Source organism: Streptomyces sp. NBC_00582, from assembly GCF_036345155.1.
GTDB lineage: Bacteria > Actinomycetota > Actinomycetes > Streptomycetales > Streptomycetaceae > Streptomyces.
This window is the reverse complement of sequence record NZ_CP107772.1, coordinates 8,458,893-8,477,776: the sequence shown is the minus strand read 5'-3', so window position 1 is coordinate 8,477,776 and position 18,884 is coordinate 8,458,893. Positions and strand designations below refer to the sequence as shown.

General features: G+C 72.1%; 18 protein-coding genes. 4 read left to right on the top strand and 14 right to left on the bottom strand.

Going from position 1 to position 18,884, the window contains the following annotated elements; all coding sequences use genetic code 11:
• Positions 1 to 30: 30 nt before the first annotated feature.
• From OG852_RS38345 to OG852_RS38325, 5 genes are all read right to left on the bottom strand, one after another.
• Positions 31 to 651 carry a GTP-binding protein gene (locus OG852_RS38345; protein ID WP_133913453.1) on the bottom strand — a complete coding sequence of 207 codons (621 nt, stop codon included), beginning with the start codon at positions 649 to 651 and terminating at the stop codon, positions 31 to 33.
• A complete protein-coding gene (locus tag OG852_RS38340; RefSeq protein ID WP_133913454.1) occupies positions 632 to 1,054 on the bottom strand; it encodes a DUF742 domain-containing protein in 423 nt (140 codons plus the stop codon). Before OG852_RS38340 ends, OG852_RS38345 begins: the two co-directional genes overlap by 20 nt.
• Complete coding sequence (locus OG852_RS38335) at positions 1,051 to 1,458, bottom strand: roadblock/LC7 domain-containing protein (protein WP_055638917.1); 408 nt, start codon at positions 1,456 to 1,458, stop codon at positions 1,051 to 1,053. Before OG852_RS38335 ends, OG852_RS38340 begins: the two co-directional genes overlap by 4 nt.
• Positions 1,455 to 3,083, bottom strand: coding sequence for a sensor histidine kinase (locus OG852_RS38330; RefSeq protein WP_208117190.1), 1,629 nt, complete (start codon positions 3,081 to 3,083; stop codon positions 1,455 to 1,457). Before OG852_RS38330 ends, OG852_RS38335 begins: the two co-directional genes overlap by 4 nt.
• Positions 3,084 to 3,356: 273 nt before the next feature.
• On the bottom strand, positions 3,357 to 4,001 hold the full coding sequence (locus OG852_RS38325; RefSeq protein WP_330350294.1) for a TetR/AcrR family transcriptional regulator: 645 nt from the start codon (positions 3,999 to 4,001) through the stop codon (positions 3,357 to 3,359).
• A gap of 160 nt (positions 4,002 to 4,161) precedes the next feature.
• Here OG852_RS38325 and OG852_RS38320 point away from each other — a divergent pair, with 160 nt between their 5' ends.
• From OG852_RS38320 to atzF, 4 genes are read left to right on the top strand one after another with little or no spacing between them, the layout of a single operon-like run.
• Positions 4,162 to 4,989 (top strand): urea amidolyase associated protein UAAP1, encoded by an 828-nt coding sequence (locus OG852_RS38320; protein ID WP_133913456.1) that lies wholly within the window; start codon positions 4,162 to 4,164, stop codon positions 4,987 to 4,989.
• The gene (locus OG852_RS38315; protein WP_330350293.1) at positions 4,986 to 5,582 is read left to right on the top strand and encodes an urea amidolyase associated protein UAAP2; all 597 of its coding nucleotides are present in this window, start codon (positions 4,986 to 4,988) and stop codon (positions 5,580 to 5,582) included. Before OG852_RS38320 ends, OG852_RS38315 begins: the two co-directional genes overlap by 4 nt.
• Complete coding sequence (locus OG852_RS38310) at positions 5,579 to 9,085, top strand: 5-oxoprolinase/urea amidolyase family protein (RefSeq protein WP_330350292.1); 3,507 nt, start codon at positions 5,579 to 5,581, stop codon at positions 9,083 to 9,085. Before OG852_RS38315 ends, OG852_RS38310 begins: the two co-directional genes overlap by 4 nt.
• Positions 9,086 to 9,099: 14 nt before the next feature.
• Complete coding sequence (gene atzF / locus OG852_RS38305) at positions 9,100 to 10,767, top strand: allophanate hydrolase (RefSeq protein WP_330350291.1); 1,668 nt, start codon at positions 9,100 to 9,102, stop codon at positions 10,765 to 10,767.
• On the opposite strand, the gene OG852_RS38300 is transcribed toward atzF, so the two are convergent.
• The 9 genes from OG852_RS38300 to OG852_RS38260 form a co-directional block, all read right to left on the bottom strand.
• Positions 10,743 to 11,078 carry a beta-Ig-H3/fasciclin gene (locus OG852_RS38300; protein ID WP_330350290.1) on the bottom strand — a complete coding sequence of 112 codons (336 nt, stop codon included), beginning with the start codon at positions 11,076 to 11,078 and terminating at the stop codon, positions 10,743 to 10,745. The genes atzF and OG852_RS38300 overlap by 25 nt on opposite strands.
• A 120-nt stretch (positions 11,079 to 11,198) precedes the next feature.
• A complete protein-coding gene (locus OG852_RS38295; protein WP_330350289.1) occupies positions 11,199 to 14,051 on the bottom strand; it encodes a DEAD/DEAH box helicase in 2,853 nt (950 codons plus the stop codon).
• Positions 14,052 to 14,175: 124 nt separating this feature from the next.
• Positions 14,176 to 15,135 (bottom strand): twin-arginine translocase subunit TatC, encoded by a 960-nt coding sequence (gene tatC / locus OG852_RS38290; protein ID WP_330350288.1) that lies wholly within the window; start codon positions 15,133 to 15,135, stop codon positions 14,176 to 14,178.
• A 47-nt stretch (positions 15,136 to 15,182) separates the two neighbouring features.
• Entirely contained in the window at positions 15,183 to 15,470 is a 288-nt protein-coding gene (tatA, locus tag OG852_RS38285) for a Sec-independent protein translocase subunit TatA (RefSeq protein WP_133913462.1), read from the bottom strand.
• 288 nt (positions 15,471 to 15,758) lie between these two features.
• Positions 15,759 to 15,953 (bottom strand): hypothetical protein, encoded by a 195-nt coding sequence (locus tag OG852_RS38280; protein WP_133913463.1) that lies wholly within the window; start codon positions 15,951 to 15,953, stop codon positions 15,759 to 15,761.
• A 20-nt stretch (positions 15,954 to 15,973) separates the two neighbouring features.
• Positions 15,974 to 16,264, bottom strand: a complete 291-nt coding sequence (locus OG852_RS38275) for a hypothetical protein (RefSeq protein ID WP_133913464.1) — start codon at positions 16,262 to 16,264, stop codon at positions 15,974 to 15,976.
• A complete protein-coding gene (locus tag OG852_RS38270; protein ID WP_330350287.1) occupies positions 16,261 to 17,349 on the bottom strand; it encodes a helix-turn-helix transcriptional regulator in 1,089 nt (362 codons plus the stop codon). Before OG852_RS38270 ends, OG852_RS38275 begins: the two co-directional genes overlap by 4 nt.
• 19 nt (positions 17,350 to 17,368) lie before the next feature.
• Positions 17,369 to 18,364 carry a helix-turn-helix transcriptional regulator gene (locus tag OG852_RS38265; protein ID WP_133913466.1) on the bottom strand — a complete coding sequence of 332 codons (996 nt, stop codon included), beginning with the start codon at positions 18,362 to 18,364 and terminating at the stop codon, positions 17,369 to 17,371.
• A 130-nt stretch (positions 18,365 to 18,494) separates the two neighbouring features.
• On the bottom strand, positions 18,495 to 18,866 hold the full coding sequence (locus OG852_RS38260) for an FKBP-type peptidyl-prolyl cis-trans isomerase (RefSeq protein WP_133913467.1): 372 nt from the start codon (positions 18,864 to 18,866) through the stop codon (positions 18,495 to 18,497).
• Between the last annotated feature and the right edge of the window lie 18 nt (positions 18,867 to 18,884).

Genomic DNA, 18,884 nt, shown 5'->3' with positions numbered 1-18,884 from the left:
TGTCGGGGGGTGGGCACGGGGGCTCGGGGGTCAGGTGAGGCTGCCCCTGAGCGACAGGGTGTGCAGGAACCGCATGAGGGTCATCAGGACGTCCCGGCTGGAGGCGCGGCGGCGGGCGTCGCACTCCACGATCGGCACGTCCGGGGCCAGGTCGAGGGCGGCCCGGAGGTCGTCGAGGGGGTAACGGGGGCCGTCGGGGAAGGTGTTGACGGCGACGACGAAGGGCACTCCGCCCTCCTCCAGCCGTCCCATGACCTCGTAACTGACCTCCAGTCGGCGGGTGTCGACCAGGACGACCGCTCCGAGGGCGCCTTCGAAGAGGCCGTTCCACAGGAACCAGAAGCGTTCCTGGCCGGGGGTGCCGAAGAGGTAGAGCACCACCTTGTCGGTGATGCGGATGCGCCCGAAGTCCATGGCCACGGTGGTGGCGGTCTTGGTGTCGGAGCCGTAGTCGTCGTCGACCCCGATACCGGCCTGGGTCATGGTCTCCTCGGTGGTCAGCGGTTTGATCTCGCTGACGGCGCCGACCATGGTCGTCTTGCCGACGCCGAAGCCGCCCACGACGACGATCTTCGCCGCGGCCGTGGTGGTCTGCGGGAGCTGGTCCTCGGCCCGGGGGCCGGGGACCGTGTCAGAGCCTTTGAAGTCCATGCATCACCGCTTCGAGCAGGGATCGGTCGGGAAGCTTCTGCCGGACGATCGGGGCACGTGCCTGGACCAGTTCGGCCGCCAGCAGCTCGGTGATCAGGACCGTGACGACGCTGAACGGCAGGCCGAGGTAGGCGGACACCTCGGCCACCGACAGGGGGGCGGCGCACATACGGAGCACCACGGCCTGTTCCGGGGTGGTGGACGAGGGGGGATCGGCGCACGCCACGATCAACGTCACCAGGTCGAGCGGCGCGCGCTCCCCGTCGGGACCCGTGAGGGTGTAGAACCGCTCGGGCTGTTTCTCCCCGTCCGCCGGGGCGTCCTGGGGCGGGGCCGGTGCGGGGGTCGGGGGCGACAGGGGCAGGGGCAGGGGCAGGCGCCGCCGGCGTTGCGGAGGCGTCATACGGTCTGCCCGTTGCGGCGGGGCGGGCTGGTCAGATGGGCGCCGATCCGGACCACGAGATCACGCATGGAGGCGCTCATGCGGCCCGGTTCGCAGCACACGTCGGAGAGGACGGCGAGATAGGCGTTGGCGCCGGCGGACATCATGTAGAAGTAGCCGCCGTCCATCTCGATCATGATGAGGTTCATGTCGCCCTCGACGCACTCCATCTCCTGGGCGATGGCGGTGGCGAGGGACTGCATGCCCGCGCAGGCGGCCGAGACGCGGTCGGCCGCGTCGGGTTCACCGGCGTAGCGGGCGATGCGCAGGCCGTCGGAGGAGAGGACGACGATCATCTCGATGCCCGGGACGCCGTCGTAGAGCTCCTTGAGCACCCAGTCGAAGTTCTGGCGCTGCTGGATCACGTGAGGTCCCCTTCGTCGTCGGCCTCGGGCATGGGTTTGTCTTCGATCAGGTGGAGGTAGGCGGTGGGGTTGCGGGTGAAGTCGGTGGGGTGGACGCCCGGTGGGGCGATCTTCTTCAGGCCCTCCCAGAAGGCCTCGAAGGCCACTCCGGGTTCCTGCTTCTTCTTGGGCTTCGGCGGCTCGGGCCGGGCCTGCGCGAACGGGTCCGGCTCGCCCTCGCGCTCGGCGCGCTCGGCGGCCTCCTGCGCGGCGTAGGCCTCGGCGTAGCGCTGGCTGATCGGGATGATCGCCTTGGAGCGGCGCTGTGGCAGGCCCTTGTCGGTCCACTCGGTGATCACGGGCACGTCGTCCTCGAGGGAGACGTTGGCCGGGATCTTGGGATTGGTGGGCCGGCGCCGCTTGGGCGGGCGCTTGGGGCCTTCGAGGTTGCTCAGGTCGATCTGCCCGGAGGAGGCGCCGATGCCGTGGGCGTAGCCGGGTGCCGGCTCGTTGGTCATCATCTCGCGGGGCACGACGAGGACGGCGCGGACGCCGCCGTACGCCGAAGTGCGCAGCGACACCTGGAGGTTGAAGGAGGTGCACAGACGTCCGACGACGGCGAGGCCGAGGCGCGGGGCGCCGCCGAGGTCCTGCATGGTGACGCCGCGCATGGCGTCGTCGAGCATCTTCTCGGTCTTGGCGCGGGCCTCCTCGCTGAGGCTGACGCCGGAGTCCTCGATCTCGATGGCGATCCCGGTCTGCACCTCGACGGCGTTGACGTGCACCTTGGACTGCGGCGGCGAGAACCGGGTGGCGTTGTCGAGGAGTTCGGCGATCGCGTGGATCAGCGGTTCGACGGAGATGCCGCGGATGTTGACCTTGGCGATGGAGTTCAGCTTGATGCGGGGGTACTCGAGGATCCGGGACATGCCGCCGCGCAGCACGCTGTAGAGCGGGACGGGCTTGGGCCAGCTGCGGCCGGGGCGGCCGCCGCCGAGGACCCCGATGGAGTCGGCGAGGCGGCCGATCATGGAGGTGCCGTGGTCGATGCGGAGCAGGTCGTCGAAGACCTCGGGGTTGCGGCCGTGGTCCTCCTCCATCTCGCGCAGTTCCGCGCACTGCTGATGCACGATCGCCTGCACCCGGCGGGCGACGTTGACGAAGGCGCGCTGGAGGGAGTCGCGCAGGGCGTTCTCGTAGTCGAGGGCGTCGAGGAACCGCTGGACGAGGACGCGCTGTCCGTCGTCGAGGTCGTGGAAGAACGGTTCGCGCTCACCCAGGTGGTGCATCACCTCCTCGGGGGAATTTCCCCCGCGGATCCACTCCGCGGCGAGGGGGACCAGCTCCTTGGCGATGAACCTGTTCTCCTCCTGCTGGGCGGCGAGGCGCCGCTCCAGATGGGCCACGTGCTCGTCGGAGGCCGCGCGCAGTTCCCGGTGCCGGAGGCTGCGGCGCCGCGTATCGGCCCCCGCCGCGGTCACCAGCACGGTGGCCACGGCTCCGCAGACGCCGACGGCGAGCCGTGCCGGCCCCGCCACGAGGGCGACGGCGGCTCCGGTCACCGCGGCCATCAGTATCGCCGGCAGCAACAGCAGTCGGGCGAAGGAAAGTTCTCGGCGACCGGGTGGGGACTGAACACTCACCATGTGGGCACCCTCAGGTAGGGATCTGTCGGCATCTTCGGAGCATTTGGGAACAGGCGCACGAATACACCGCAACTCGGTGCGCCGCGGGCGAGCTTAGTCCGACCGGATCATCGCCGTGTCATATTCGGCGACCCCCTGAAACCGGCCGTGCGAGTGGAGTAACCTCAGCCCATTTACACACTCCGCGATTATTCGAACACGCGGGGTAACGGCGTACGGGTGTGCGAGGCGCCGCCCGGCCGGACGGGTGAGCCGGTCACTCCCAGGCGGTGTTCAGGCCCCGGTGATGCGCAGCGCCGCGTCGGCGGTGGCGCGGGCGAAGTCGGAGACGGGCCGCTCGGGATCCGAGCGGTGGACGAGGATGACGCCTTCGATGAGCCCGAACACGAGATCGGTCCGCAGATCCAGCGCACTCTTGACGAGCGCGCCGCCTGCGGCCGTCGCGGCGATCAACTGCCGGTAGGCGTCCTTGAGTTCGGCGCGCACCGCATGGAAGCCGGCGAACCGCTCGGTGCGCACCTCGGGCAGCAGGTAGAGCCCGCCGAGGTTGTACGGCCCGCCGCACAGCAGTTCCACGTCGGTGCGGCACAGCTCCCACAGCCGCTCCTCGGCCGCCCGCCCGTCCTCGGCGAGCAGCGCGCGGGCGTACGTCAGCGAGGGCGTGACGGTGGACTCCAGCAGGGCGGCGAGGAGTTCCTCCTTGCCGGAGACGTAGTGGTACATCGAGGCCTGGCGCATACCGGCCCGCTCGGCGACCGCCCGGGTGGTGGTGGCGGCGTAGCCGCGTGTGGTGAACAACTCCGCTGCGGCGGACAGGAGTTCGGCGCGCGGTTCGAGGCCGCTGTCCGGCCGCTGCGCGGCCCGCGGCCTGCCGACCCGGCGTCCGCCGCGTCCGTCGCCTCCGTGGTTCGTCCCCATGCGTTCGATCCTCGCACACGGCGACGGGCGGCGATCTTCGCCGGGACCGCCCGTGAGGGGTCGGTAACCGGGCGGCAACGGGCGCGCAATGCCGGTGACCCGGCCCGGCCCTAATTTCTGTCACGCGACAGAAATTACCCCCGGCAGAGGGAGGCCCGCGATGGCGGCGACAGCGACCACGTACGGGGCACGCGCCCACGCCCGTGCCCAGGAGGGCACCGGCGCCGAGGCGATGCCCGTCGTCCCGGCGGCCGACTGGCCGGCCCCGCCCTGCGAGGCGGGCCATCTGGTGTGGGCCGAGACCGTGGCGGGCGGCAACTACACCCACCGGGTCCTCGCCCGCGGCACCGAACTGCGCCTGACCGACCTGCGCGGCGACGCCTGCGCCCATCTGCTGCTCCACGTGGACGGCCGCCCCTGGGAGCGGCTGAACGTCGCCGACACGGTCAAGGTCCAGTGGAACGCGTATCTCGGCGAGGGCGTGCTCCTCCTGTCCGACCAGGGCCGCGTCCTCGCCTCCCTGATCGCCGACACCTCCGGCCGGCACGACGCCCTCGCCGGCACCTCCACCCTGGCCCGCAACACCGCGCGCTACGGCGACGGCACCCCGCAGGGCCCCTCCCCCGCCGGCCGTGAACTGTTCAAACTGGCCGCCGCCAAGAACGGCCTCGAACCCCGCGACCTGCCGCCCTCGCTCTCCTTCTTCCAGGGCGTCGAGGTACGCGAGGACGGCACCCTCGACTTCACCGGCTCGGCCGGCCCCGGCGGCAGCGTCACCCTGCGCGCCGAACAGGACCTCGTCGTCCTGATCGCCAACGTGCCGCATCCGAGCGACCCCCGCGCCGACTACGTCAGCACCCCCCTGGAGGTCCTCGCCTGGCGCGCCGCGCCCACCCGTCCGGGCGACCCGCTGTGGGACGCCACCCCCGAGGGCCGCCGCGCCTTCCTCAACACCGCCGAATTCCTCACCGCGAGGGGGCTCGTATGAAGACCGTCGTCCCGGCCCGCGCCGCCTGGTCCGCGATCGTCCGCGAGGGCGAGACGCTCACCGTCACCGATCTGCACGGCAACCAGGCCGTCGACTTCCTCGTCTACGACGCCCACGACACATCCGTGCGCTACAGCGCCCCCGACACCATCCACGCCCAGGGCGGCATCTTCCTCACCACGGGCAGCGTGCTGATGTCCAACGAGCACACCCCGCTGATGACGGTCACCGCCGACGCGGTCGGCCGCCACGACACCGTCGGCGGCGCCTGCTCCAAGGAGTCCAACACCCTGCGCTACGGCCACCACACGTACGCGCAGCACGCGTGCGTGGACAACTTCCTCGCCGAGGGCGCCCGGTACGGCCTCGGCAAACGGGACCTGGTCTCCAACATCAACTGGTACATGAACGTGCCCGTCGAGAAGGACGGCACCCTCGGCATCGTCGACGGCCTCTCCGCCCCCGGCCTCGCCCTCACCCTGCGCGCCGAGCGCGACGTCCTCGTCCTGGTCTCCAACTGCCCCCAGGTCAACAACCCGTGCAACGGCTTCGAGCCGACGGCCGTGGAGATGACGATCGAGGCCGCCGGATGACCTTCACCACCCTGCTCGTCGCCAACCGGGGCGAGATAGCCGTACGGATCATCCGCACCGCCCGCGCCCTGGGCCTGCGCACCGTCGCCGTGTACTCCGACCCCGACCGCTCCGCGCCCCACGTCCGGCTCGCCGACGAGGCGGTACGACTCGGCCCGGCGCCCGCGAAGGAGTCGTACCTCGACGCCGACCTCGTCCTGAAGGCCGCCAAGGACACCGGCGCGGGCGCGATCCACCCCGGCTACGGATTCCTCTCCGAGGACGCCGCCTTCGCCCGCCGCTGCGCCGACGCCGGGATCGTCTTCGTCGGCCCGACGCCCGAGCAGCTGGAGCTGTTCGGCGCCAAGCACACGGCCCGCGCGGCGGCCGAGGCGGCGGGGGTGCCGCTGGCCCCGGGGACGGGACTGCTCGGCTCGCTCCCCGAGGCGCTGGAGCAGGCACGGGCCATCGGCTACCCGGTCATGCTGAAGGCGACCGGCGGCGGCGGAGGCATCGGGATGTCGGCCTGTCGGTCGGCGGCCGAACTGACCGACGCCTGGGACCGCGTCCAGCGCGTCGCCGCCGCCTCCTTCTCCTCCGCCGGCGTCTTCCTGGAACGGCTCGTGGAACACGCCCGCCATGTCGAGGTGCAGGTCTTCGGCGACGGCACGGGCAGGGTCGTCACCTTCGGCGACCGCGACTGCTCGCTCCAGCGCCGCAACCAGAAGGTCCTGGAGGAGGCCCCGGCACCGGGCCTGCCCGACCACGTCCGACAGCGACTGACCGCCTCCGCACGTGATCTGTGCGCCTCCGTCGGCTACCGCTCGGCCGGCACGGTCGAGTTCGTCTACGACGCGCAGCGCGAGGAGGCCTGGTTCCTGGAGGTCAACACCCGCCTGCAGGTGGAACATCCGGTCACCGAGGAGATCTACGGCGTCGACCTCGTCGCCTGGATGCTGCGCCTGGCGCGCGGCGAGCGGGACGTCGTACGCGAGCCGGGACCGCCGCGCGGGCACGCCGTCGAGGCCCGCCTGTACGCCGAGGACCCGAGCCGCGACCACCGGCCCGGCGCCGGCCTGCTGACCCGCGTCGAGTTCCCCGGCGGCGTACGGGTGGACGGCTGGGTGGAGACCGGCACCGAGGTGACGACGTCGTACGACCCGATGCTCGCGAAGGTCATCGCGTACGGCGCCGACCGCGCCCACGCCCTGCGCCGCCTCGACGAGGCGCTGGCCCGCACCCGCGTCGACGGCATCGAGACCAACCTGGGCCTGGTCCGTGCCGCCCTCGCCGACCCCCGGGTGCGCACCGCGACCCACTCGACGGCGACCCTCGCCACGATCACCGACCCCACCCCGCGGATCGAGGTCGTCGCCGGCGGCACGCTCACCACCGTCCAGGACTGGCCCGGCCGCACCGGACACTGGCAGGTCGGGGTCCCGCCGTCCGGCCCGATGGACGACCGCTCCTTCCGGCTCGGCAACCTGGCCCTCGGCAACCCGGAGGGCGCTCCCGGCCTCGAATGCACCCTCCAGGGACCCTCGCTGCGGTTCACCCACCCCACGACCGTCTGTGTGACCGGCGCCCCGGCCCCGGTGACGCTCGACGGCACGCCGGTCCCGCAGTGGCGGCCGGTCACGGTCCCGGCCGGGGCCCTGCTGGAGGTCGGCGCGCCGCCGGAGCACGGACTGCGCACGTACGTCCTCTTCGCCGGCGGCCTGGACGTGCCCGCCTTCCTCGGCAGCGCGAGCACCTTCACCCTGGGCCGGTTCGGCGGACACGGCGGCCGGGCCCTGCGCACCGGGGACGTCCTGCACGGCGGCACGGTCGTCGAGGGCACCGAGGTCGTGGACCCGCCGTCCTTCACCCGCGTCTGGCACCTCGGCGCGGTCGAGGGCCCGCACGCCGCACCGGAGTTCTTCACCGAGGACGACATCCGTGACTTCTACGCCGCCGACTGGAAGGTGCACTTCAACTCGGCCCGCACCGGAGTGCGCCTGGTCGGCCCCAAGCCGCGCTGGGCCCGCACCGACGGCGGCGAGGCCGGTCTGCACCCGTCCAACATCCACGACACCCCGTACTCCGTCGGCGCCGTCGACTACACCGGCGACATGCCGGTGCTGCTCGGCCCCGACGGCCCCTCGCTCGGCGGGTTCGTGTGCCCGGCGACGGTCCTCAGCTCCGAGCGCTGGAAACTCGGCCAGCTGCGGCCCGGCGACACCGTCCGCTTCCAGCCCGTGGACGTGACCGGCGTCCCCCGCCCGGAGATCGTCGACGGAGGCGTCCTCTCCCGGGACGGCGACGTCACGTTCCGCCGCAGCGGCGACGACAACCTGCTGGTCGAGTTCGGCCCGATGCAGCTCGACCTGGCCCTGCGGATGCGCGTCCACGCCCTCATGGAGGCGGTGACCCGGGCCGACCTGCCGGGCGTCACCGACCTCACGCCCGGCATCCGCTCCCTCCAGATCCGCACCGACCCCGCCCGCCTCCCCCAGCATCAGCTCCTGTCGTGCGTGAGGGAGTTGGCGCGCGACCTGCCGCCCACCGACGAACTGGTCGTCCCCTCCCGCACCGTGCACCTCCCCCTGTCCTGGGACGACCCGGCGACCCGCGAGGCGATCGCCCGCTACATGGCCGGGGTCCGCGACGACGCGCCCTGGTGCCCGTGGAACATCGAGTTCATCCGCCGCGTCAACGGCCTGGAGTCGGTCGCGGACGTCTACGACACGGTCTTCGCGGCGGAGTACCTGGTCCTGGGCCTCGGCGACGTCTACCTGGGAGCCCCCGTGGCCACCCCGCTCGACCCGCGCCACCGCCTGGTGACCACGAAGTACAACCCGGCCCGCACCTGGACGGCCGAGAACTCGGTCGGCATCGGCGGCGCCTATCTGTGCGTCTACGGCATGGAGGGCCCCGGCGGCTACCAGTTCGTGGGGCGTACGACCCAGGTGTGGTCGCCGTGGCAGCAACGCGGCGCGTTCGAGCCGGGCTCGCCCTGGCTGCTGCGCTTCTTCGACCGGATCCGCTGGTACCCGGTCGACGCGGACGACCTCCTCGACCTGCGCGCCGACCTCGTCTCCGGACGTTTCGTGCCGCGCATCGAGGAGGGCACCTTCTCGCTGGCGGACCATGAGGCCTTCCTGGCCGAACACGCCGATTCCATCGCGGAGTTCAGAAGGCGCCAGCAGACGGCGTTCACGGCGGAGCGCGACGCGTGGGAGGCGGCCGGCGAGTTCGCGCGCGCCGAGGCCGCGTCCGCACCGCCCGCGCCCCCGGCCGAGGTGACCGTCCCGGCGGGCGGCCGGCTGATCGAGGCCGAATTCGCCGCCTCGGTCTGGCAGGTGACCGTGGCACCGGGCGACGAGGTGTCGGCGGGGCAGCCACTGCTCGCGCTGGAGGCGATGAAGATGGAGTCCAGGGTGCACGCGCCGACGGCCGGTGTGGTGGCGCAGATCCTGGCCCGCCCCGGCGACCAGGTGGAGGCGGGGACGGCACTGCTCGTCCTGGCCCCGGCCGTGAACTGAAGGAGGAGCACCCGATGTCCACCACCCTCTCCCGAGTCCGCGCCGCCTACGCCCGCATCGAGGCGGTCGACCGCCCGGAGATCTGGATCGACCTGCGTCCCGGGGACGAGGTCGAGACGGAGGCCCGCGCCCTCGACGCACGCGTGGCCCGGGGCGAGCGTCTGCCCCTGGCCGGGCGGCTGTTCGCCGCCAAGGGCAACATCGACGTGGCCGGCCTGCCCACCACGGCGGCCTGCCCCCCGTACGCCTACCATCCCGCCGCCGACGCCCCGGTGGTCGCCGGCCTGCGGGCGGCGGGGGCCCTGCTGCTCGGTACGACCAACCTGGACCAGTTCGCGACGGGCCTGGTCGGCACCCGCTCCCCGCACGGCGCGGTACGCAACGCCGTCGACCCCCTGCGCATCAGCGGCGGCTCCAGCTCCGGCTCGGCCGTCGCGGTGGCCCTCGGCCTGGTCGACTTCGCCCTGGGGACGGACACGGCGGGCTCCGGCCGGGTCCCCGCCGCCTTCAACGGCATCGTCGGCCTCAAGCCCACCCGTGGCCTCGTCCCCACCGAGGGCGTGGTCCCGGCCTGTGCGTCACTCGACTGTGTGACGGTGTTCGCCCGCACCCTGCGGGAGGCGGAGCAGGCCCTGTCCCACATGGCGACGGGCGCCGTCCCCGCCTCCGTCCCCGCCCGCGCCCCCGGCCCCTGGCGCATCGCGGTCCCCCCGCTCGCCCAGCTCGGCGAACTCGACGAGGGCTGGGCGGAGGCCTACGAGTCGGCGGTACGCCACCTCGCGGAGTCCGGGGCCGAGATCCACCCCCTCGACCTCACCCCGTTCACCGAGGCGGCCGCGATGCTCTACGAGGGCGCGTTCGTGGCCGAGCGCTACACGGCCGTAGGCACCTTTGTCGACAAGGTGAGCGAGGAGGGCGGCGAAGGCCTCGACCCGACGGTCGCCGGCATCATCACCCGCGCCCGGGACATCCCGGCGCACCGTCTCTTCGCCGACCAGGCCCGACTGGCCGCCCTGCGCACCCGCGCCCTGGCCGAACTGGCCGACGCGGACGCCCTGCTCCTGCCGACCGCCCCCGGCCATCCCACCCTCGCCGAGGTCGCCGCCGACCCCCTGGGCGCCAACGCCCGTCTGGGCCGCTTCACCAACTCCACGAACCTCTTCGACCTGGCGGCGGTGGCCGTCCCGGCCGGCGAGGTGGACGGCCTCCCGTTCGGCGTGATGCTGATCGGCCCGGCCCACACGGACGAGCGTCTGGCGCGGATCGCCGGGCTGCTCCAGCCGGAGACCCGCCTGGCGGTGGTCGGCGCCCACCTCACCGGCCAGCCCCTGAACCCCCAGCTCCTCTCCCTGGGCGCCCGCCTGGACCGCACCACGACCACGGCCCCCGTCTACCGCCTCCACGCCCTCGACACGACACCGCCGAAGCCGGGTCTGGTGCACGCGCGACGGGGAGGCGCGGAGATCGAGGTCGAGATCTGGCGCCTCCCCGCGGAGGGGCTGGGCCGCCTACTGGCGTCCCTCCCCCGTCCCATGACGCTGGGCAGGGTGGAGCTGGCGGACGGCACCGCGGTCCCCGGCTTCCTGTGCGAACCGGGCGCCCTGACGGACGCCGAGGACATCACGCGGTACGGGGGCTGGCGGTCGTACCGGCGGGATCAGCACAGGACGGTCTTGCCGTAACTGCCGAAGACCCCCTCGTACACGAAGACCTGGACCGTGCCCTTGGACATGACGTAACAGTTGCTGTCGCCGCCGTAGTCCACGACGACCTTGACGCTCATCTGGCCGGCGCACTTGTTCTGCAGCAGCACGTCGAAGCCGGCCGGTGTGGAGTACACCGTGCGGCTGACGCAGGAGGGGGCGGTGTCGCCCACCGCGGCGCTGGCGGTGGGGGCGGACAGGGCCAGACCGCCCGCGACGGCCGCGGTGACGGCCGCGACCCGGACGAACGAACCGCGCGGACGCGGGGACTTGGACAGGGACATGGGCATGGGCATGGTCTCCCTCGGGCATTCGCCGACCGCCGAGCGGACACCCGGCGGTGATGCCCCGATGGTCCGGGGAGCACCTTGCGTAAACCTTGCGCGGTGCTCCCCCGCCCGCCGTCGGTCTCAGCCCACCGACGAGTAGGCGACGACCCCGCGCAGCACCTGATCGACAGCCTTCCGCGCGGCCTTCGCCACGGTCGACCCCTCCGGGGGAGCCGCCGCCGAAATCTGCCCGAGCACGTCGATCACCTGCTTGCACCACCGCACGAAGTCCCCGGCCGGCATCTCCGCCTCCCGCAGCACCTCGTCGAGCCCCTTCCCGGAAGCCCACATGTACGCGGCCCAGGCGAAGCCGAGATCGGGCTCACGCTGCCCGACGCCCTCGGTCTGGCTGATCCGGAAGTCCTCCTCCAGGGCGTCGAGCCGCCCCCAGATCCGGACCATCTCGCTCAGCGCGGCCTTGGCCTGGCCGGACGGCAGCTTCGGCGCCATCGCGTCGTCCCCGACCCGCGCCTCGTACACCAGCGCGGAGACACAGGCGGCCAGCTCGGCGGGGCCGAGCCCTTCCCACACCCCGGCCCGCAGACACTCACTGGCGAGCAGGTCCAGTTCGCCGTACAGCCGGGCCAGCCGCTTTCCGTCGTCGGTGACCTCGTCGCCCCGCAGATAGTCGAGCTCGGTGAGCAGCGCGACGATCCGGTCGAAGGTGCGGGCGATGGTGTTGGTCCGCCCCTCGATCCGCCGCTCCAACTGCGAGGTGTCCCGCAGCAGCCGGTGGTACCGCTCGGCCCACCGCGCGTGGTCCTCGCGCTCCTCGCAGCCGTGGCAGGCGTGCGCCCGGATCGCCGTCCGCAGCCGCGCGATCTCGCGGTCGTCGGCGGCCTGGGACCGCTTCTTGCGGGCCCGCTCCGGCGGAATGTGACCGGCCTTGGTGCGCAGCGCGGACGCCAGGTCCCGACGGGACTGCGGGGAACGCGGGTTGAAGGACTTGGGGATCCGCATCCGCTCCAGCGCCTCGACCGGCACCGGGAAGTCCATCGACGCCAGCCGCTTGACCTGCCGTTCGGCCGTCAGCACCAGCGGGCGCGGCCCGTCGTGCTGCTCGAAGCCGCGGTGCCCGTTGGCCCGTCCGGCCGGCAGCCCGGGGTCCAGGACCAGCGCCAGACCGGCGTACTTGCCCGTCGGCACATGGATCACGTCGCCCGGCTTGAGCTTCTCCAGCGCGACGGCCGCCTCGGCCCGGCGCTGGGCGGCGCCCTGCCGGGCCAGATCGGTCTCGCGGTCCTTGAGTTCGCGGCGCAGGCGGGCGTACTCCTCGAAGTCGCCGAGGTGGCAGGTCATGGAGGCCTTGTAGCCCTCCAGGCCCTCCTCGTTGCGCTGCACCTGCCGGGAGATCCCGACGACCGAGCGGTCCGCCTGGAACTGGGCGAAGGACGTCTCCAGCAGCTCCCGCGACCGGTGCCGCCCGAACTGCTCGACCAGGTTGACCGCCATGTTGTACGACGGCTTGAAGCTGGAGCGCAGCGGGTACGTGCGCGTGCCGGCCAGTCCCGCGAGGTGGTCGGGGTTCATGGCGCGCTGCCACAGCACGACCGCGTGTCCCTCGACGTCGATGCCGCGCCGCCCCGCACGGCCCGTCAGCTGGGTGTACTCACCGGGGGTGATGTCGGCGTGCTGCTCGCCGTTCCACTTGACGAGTTTCTCCAGGACCACGGAGCGCGCGGGCATGTTGATGCCGAGGGCGAGGGTCTCCGTCGCGAACACGGCCTTGACCAGCCCGCGGACGAACAGTTCCTCGACGACCTCCTTGAACGTCGGCAGCATGCCCGCGTGATGGGCGGCGATACCGCGCTCGAGGCCCTCCAGCCACTCGTAGTAGCCGAGGACGTGCAGGTCCTCGCGGGGGATCGCGGCCGTGCGCTCCTCGACGAGGGTGCGGACCTCGGCCCGCGCGTCCTCGTCGTTGAGACGCAGTCCGGCGTACAGGCACTGCTGGACGGCGGACTCGCAGGCGGCGCGGCTGAAGATGAAGGTGATGGCGGGCAGCAGGCCCTCGGCGTCGAGCCGCTCGATCACCTCGGGGCGGCCGGGCGTCCACACCCGGGACCGCTGTCTGCGCTCGCGCTCCCGGTCGGCCTCACGCAGGGTGCGGCCGCGTCTGCGGTCCTGGTAGGAGGGCCGGCTGGCCTCCATCCTGGCCAGGCGGGCGAGGTCGGGGTTGACCGCCCTGCGGTGGCCCTCGCCCTCCTCGAACAGGTCGTACATCCGCCGCCCGGCGAGCACGTGCTGGAACAGCGGCACGGGCCGGTGCTCGGAGACGATGACCTCGGTGTCGCCCCGGACGGTGTCCAGCCAGTCGCCGAACTCCTCGGCGTTGGACACGGTCGCGGAGAGGGAGACCAGGGTGACCGACTCGGGGAGGTGGATGATCACTTCCTCCCACACGGCGCCCCGGAAGCGGTCGGAGAGGTAGTGCACCTCGTCCATCACCACGTAACCGAGGCCGAGGAGGGTCTGGGAGCCGGCGTACAGCATGTTCCGCAGGACCTCGGTGGTCATCACGACCACCGGGGCGTCGGAGTTGACGCTGTTGTCGCCGGTGAGCAGACCGACCTTCTCGGCGCCGTAACGGCGGCACAGGTCGGAGTACTTCTGGTTCGACAGCGCCTTGATGGGCGTCGTGTAGAAGCACTTCTTGCCCTGCTGGAGGGCGAGGTGGACGGCGAACTCGCCCACGATCGTCTTGCCGGAGCCGGTAGGGGCGGCCACCAGGACGCCCTTGCCCGCCTCGAGTGCCTGACAGGCCTCGATCTGGAAGGGGTCGAGACCGAAGTCGTACATCTCGCGGAAGGAAGCGAGCGCGGTGGCCTGCTCGACGGCACGCCTGCGCGCCGCCGCGTACCGCTCGGCCGGGGAGAGGTCCTCTGTCATCGTGCTTTCGAGCGTACCGGGAGCCACTGACAACAGGACGATCAATATCCGGATCAGCCCCGGCGAAACCTACGACCGCGCAGTTCACGGGCCACGGTGGGGACCGTCCCGGAACGCGGAAGCGGCCGGTCGCGCAGGGGTGCGCGCCGGCCGCTGTCCGTCACGGTGATCAGGTCACGTCGTCGTACCCGTTGACGCGTTCCGTGCTCGCCTGTTCCGGCAGGGCGCGGGTCGCGGAGACGGACTCCACCTCGCCGATGTCCTCGGGGGTGAGGTCCAGCTCTGAGGCCTCGTCGTCGGCGGGGCCCATCGCCTCACGCAGGCGCCGGCGACGGTCGTTCAGCAGCGAGAAGGCGGTCGCGCCGAAGTACAGGATCCAGATCGGCCCGGCGAGGGCCAGCATCGAGATGGGGTCCGTGCTGGGGGTGGCGACGGCCGCGAAAACCGTGATGCCGATGATCATGCCGCGCCACCAGCCGAGCATGCGCGTGCCGGTGACCATGCCGGTCAGATTGAGCATGACCAGCAGCAGCGGCAGCTCGAAGGAGAGACCGAAGACCACGACCATGCGCGTGACGAGCTGCAGCAGGTCGTCCAGCGGCAGCAGGTTGTTGACGCCGCCCGGCGTGAAGTCGATCAGCACCTTCGCGGTGGTCGGCAGCACCCGGTAGGCGAAGTAGCCGCCGCCCAGGAAGAGCGGGACGCCGGTGCCGACGAACGCGTAGGCGTACTTGCGCTCGTGCTTGTGCAGACCCGGCGCGATGAACGCCCAGAGCTGGTAGAGCCAGACCGGCGAGGCGAACACGATGCCGGCCATCAGGGAGACCTGAAGGGCGAGCGTGAACGGCGCGAGCAGACCGTTGATCGTGATGCTCGCACACTTGTTGACGTTGTCGCCGTCCTTGAGCGCGGTCGCGATCTGCTCGAATGTCTTCCCGCAGCCGACCGAGTCGAGGATCGGCTTGGTGAGGAAGTTGATGATGTCGTTGTAGAAGAAGGCGGCCACGACCGTCACGAGGACGATGGCCAGCATCGCCTTCGCGAGCCGGTTGCGCAGCTCACGGAGGTGATCCGCGAGGGGCATCCGCCCCTCGGGGTCCTTCTCCTCCTTGCGGGCAGACTTCAGCAACCCACGTTCCCATCTCGTACGGCGGGCCGGAGGTCACCGGCCCTGCGTCAGCGCTTGGTCGTGTCCGTCGGCTCGGTGACCGGGCGGGAGCTGGTCACATCGCCGGGGGCGGCCTGGATGGTGCGCTGCGCGGGAGGCTGCTCGCCGGGGTTCGGCGGGCCCGCGGGGGTGGCGGAGTTGCTGCCCTCTTCCTTCATCGCCTTGGCCTCGCTCTTGAGGATGCGCGCGGACTTGCCGAGCGAGCGGGCCATGTCCGGAAGCTTCTTCGCGCCGAACAGCAGGATGATGACGACGAGGATCAGAATGATCTCGGGGGCGCCGAGCCGTCCGAACATAAGTCTTTACCTTCTCACCGAGGCGGCTGGGTGGGGGTGCTGTACTGTCCGACCGGTCGGACGTGTGTCCGAACGATCGTGCTGGCAGCGATCGTAACGCTCAGGGGTGAACGTGAGGCAATCCCCGTGCGTACTCCCGGTCCGCGGTCCGGGCCTCGTTCTCCGGGCCGCGATCTGCACACTACCCGGCCCGGGTGCCACGGCGGGAGGGCGAAGTGGTCCAAAACGCATTCGCCGCCGGAGTCACAGAACCGCCACAGCCCCGCGCCAGGGTCACCACAGCGCGGATCACAGCGCGTCCACAGCCCTGACCGCGCTGGCCGAGGCCCGCTCGAGCTCCTCGGCGGCCCGGTTGATGCGGCGGGCCGACTCCGTGACCTGCCGCCCCAGCCGCCGCGCCTCCACGAAGACCCGGACGGCGAACACCGCGAGCACGGCGAGACCCACGAAACCCACGGCTACCGCCAGCATCGGCCAGAACATGACGCCGAGCCTAGCCCCTGCTACGGCGTGTGCAGGCGCAGGGTCCGCACCCCACCGCCGAGAAGCAGCTCGACGATCCGCTCACCGGCCGGCTTGCGCACGGCAGCGCCGCAGTCGGGGCAGGTGAACGAGTAGAACGTGGTGTGGCTGGTGGCGCCGATGGCCAGCCGCAGGGCCCCCGCGGCCAGCTCGAAGCGGCCACGGCAGTCCGGGCAGCCCGCCCGGAACGTCACCGGGCCCACACTCCGCATCCCCGCGAACGCCGAAGCCACCGAGATGCCCCGCGCATCGGACGCCACCGACTCGCTCACCGTTGCTCCCGCCCCTCGAACCGCCCGCCGGACCGACCGTCGATCCGCCCGTCGTACCGCACGCCCTGCGCCACCTCGGCCCGGTCCTCGGCCTCCCGCGCCTCGATGCCGTCGTACGCGGCCAGCGCGTCGCGGGCGGCGCGGCGGGCGCTGTCGGCGAGGTCCGGCGGCGAGACGATCCGGCCGTCGCGGCCGAGCCGCAGGGCCAGACGCCGGAGCGAAGCCGGGTCGGGCGTGCGCAGAGTGATACGCAGCCCGCCGTCGGGAAGCTCATCGGCGCTGTCGTGCGGGTAGTACTCGGCGACCCAGCGGCCGCCCGGACCGACCTCGACCACGACCTCCGGATCCTCGGCGGCCGGCTGCACCAGCGCCTCCGACAGATCCCTCAGCTCGATCTCCGGCGGCGCCGACGGCTCGTCGAGGATCCTGATCTCGGCGACCCGGTCGAGACGGAAGGTGCGCCGTGCCTCGGAGCGGCGGCACCAGGCCTCCACATACGTGTGCCCCACGCTGACCAGGCGGATGGGATCGATCTCGCGCTCGGTGACCTCGTCCCGCGCGGGCGAGTAGTAGCGGATCCACAGCCGGCGGCGCTCGGAGATCGCCCGGTCGACGTCCGCGAAGACCCCGCCCTCCGACTCGAACGTCACCGACAGCCGCGCACTCGCGCCCGCCGCCTCACCGGCCGCCGTCTCGACCTTGGCCGTCGCCCGCAGCAGCGCCTGGCGGTCGCCCTCGCGCAGACCGGGGAGCGTCGCCACCGCCCGGGCGGCCACCAGCAGCGCGGTCGCCTCGTCGGCCGCCAGCCTGAGCGGCTCCGCGGCCTCCGCGCCCAGTGCCGCCGGGTTGTGCCACCAGATGCGCTCGCCGTCGGTGTCGATGTCGAGCAGATCGCCACCGCGGAAGCTGGTGCCGCACATGGGCAGCACGTCGAGATCCGAGACCAGCTCGTCCTCGGTGATGCCGAAGGCGCGTGCCACGTCCTCGATCCGCGCCCCCGGACGCTCCCTGAGATACGTCACCAGGGAGAGCATCCGCCGGGTCTGGTCGATCGCGTTCGCCGGCCTGACCGGTTTGCCTGCCACTGTCTTGCTCCGCTCCCCCTCAGCCCTTGGCCACGGCCCGCAGCCGGTCCACGACGTCCGCCCGCAGCTCCGCCGGCTCCAGGACCACCACGTCCGGCCCGAACTCCACCAGCCAGGCGTCCAGCCCGTGCCCGTACGGAATCTCCAACTCGTCCCACCCGTCCCCGAGTTCCCGGACGGCGGTGGCCTTCGCCCGCAAGGGGTATCCGGCATCCGCGCGCAGCCGGATCAGCGCGCTGCGGTCGGCGGTCTCCCCCGCCCAGCTCGCCACGGTCTCCCGTACGGTCACCACGTCGGGCACCGGCACGGTGAACCGCGCACCGCGCGAACGGACCTTGCCGGTGATCCGCGACAGCCGGAACACCCGCTCGGCTCCCCGGTCCCGGTCGAAGCCCGCCAGATACCAGTGGCCGCGCCAGCACTCCAGCGCCCACGGCTCCACATGGCGGGGCTCGGGGTGGGCCGCGGTGGCCTTGCGGTAGTCGAACACCACCGGCCTGCGGTCACGGCAGGCCAGCATCAGCGGCTCGAACGCCGCCTCGTGCACGGGGATCCTGGGCTCCAGCGCGCCGTGCGCCTCGTACGGATCGACGTCCTCGGGCAGCCCGGCCGCGCGCAGCTTCTGCAGCGCGCCGCTGGCCGCGCCCGCGAGCCGGGCCTGCTGCCACACCTTCGCGGCCAGACCGAGGGCGGCCGCCTCCTCGGCGTCCAGCGTGATCGGCGGCAGCCGGTTGCTGTCGCGGCGCGCCAGGTAGCCGATCTCGCCGTCCAGGCTCTCCACGGTCTCGATGACCAGGCCCAGCTCCCGCAGATCGTCCTTGTCGCGCTCGAACATCCGGTTGAAGGAGTCGTCGGCGGCACCGGAATCCGGCCGGGAGCCCGCACCCCCGCCCGCCCTGGACGCCTCGACGTACGCCTCGATCGAGTCGCGCAGCTCCCGCTTGCTCAGCGGCCTGCGCGTCCCCAGCAGGCACAGCGCGAGGTTCATCAGCCGCTCGGCCTTGGCAATGGCCATCGACGCCCTTCGCCTCCCCTATGGTGCTTACGATCGACGACCGTACCGCCCCGCGGTCCCCCGGCAAAAGCCGAGGGCCCATGCCCGCGCAGGCATGGACCCCGGCTGGTCACGACCGGTCGGACGACGGTCAGACGGCGATCAGGTCCACGACGAAGATCAGCGTCTCACCCGGCTTGATCGCCGGGGTGGGGCTCTGGTCGCCGTAGGCCAGGTGCGGCGGGATGGTCAGCCGGCGGCGACCGCCGACCTTCATGCCCTGCACACCCTGGTCCCAGCCCTTGATGACCCGGCCGCCACCCAGCGGGAAGCGGAACGGCGCACCGCGGTTCCAGCTCGCGTCGAACTCCTCACCGGTGCTGAAGGAGACACCCACGTAGTGGACGGTGACGGTCTGACCGGCCTGCGCAACCTCGCCGTCGCCCTCCCAGATGTCCTTGATCTCGAGGTCCGCCGGGGGCTCGCCTTCGGGGAAGTCGATCTCGGGCTTCTCGTTGCTCACGTCACTGCTCCTGCTTGT

Excerpts from the sequence above, each read along its gene's own strand:
- OG852_RS38325 (WP_330350294.1), bottom strand. The coding sequence starts at position 4,001 with ATGGGGACGAACCACGGAGGCGACGGACGCGGCGGACGCCGGGTCGGC.
- tatA (WP_133913462.1), bottom strand. The coding sequence starts at position 15,470 with ATGTTCGGACGGCTCGGCGCCCCCGAGATCATTCTGATCCTCGTCGTC.
- OG852_RS38315 (WP_330350293.1), top strand. The coding sequence starts at position 4,986 with ATGAAGACCGTCGTCCCGGCCCGCGCCGCCTGGTCCGCGATCGTCCGC.
- OG852_RS38340 (WP_133913454.1), bottom strand. The coding sequence starts at position 1,054 with ATGACGCCTCCGCAACGCCGGCGGCGCCTGCCCCTGCCCCTGCCCCTG.
- OG852_RS38265 (WP_133913466.1), bottom strand. The coding sequence starts at position 18,364 with ATGGCCATTGCCAAGGCCGAGCGGCTGATGAACCTCGCGCTGTGCCTG.
- OG852_RS38310 (WP_330350292.1), top strand. The coding sequence starts at position 5,579 with ATGACCTTCACCACCCTGCTCGTCGCCAACCGGGGCGAGATAGCCGTA.
- atzF (WP_330350291.1), top strand. The coding sequence starts at position 9,100 with ATGTCCACCACCCTCTCCCGAGTCCGCGCCGCCTACGCCCGCATCGAG.
- OG852_RS38320 (WP_133913456.1), top strand. The coding sequence starts at position 4,162 with ATGGCGGCGACAGCGACCACGTACGGGGCACGCGCCCACGCCCGTGCC.
- OG852_RS38300 (WP_330350290.1), bottom strand. The coding sequence starts at position 11,078 with ATGCCCATGTCCCTGTCCAAGTCCCCGCGTCCGCGCGGTTCGTTCGTC.
- OG852_RS38330 (WP_208117190.1), bottom strand. The coding sequence starts at position 3,083 with ATGGTGAGTGTTCAGTCCCCACCCGGTCGCCGAGAACTTTCCTTCGCC.
- OG852_RS38280 (WP_133913463.1), bottom strand. The coding sequence starts at position 15,953 with ATGTTCTGGCCGATGCTGGCGGTAGCCGTGGGTTTCGTGGGTCTCGCC.
- OG852_RS38345 (WP_133913453.1), bottom strand. The coding sequence starts at position 651 with ATGGACTTCAAAGGCTCTGACACGGTCCCCGGCCCCCGGGCCGAGGAC.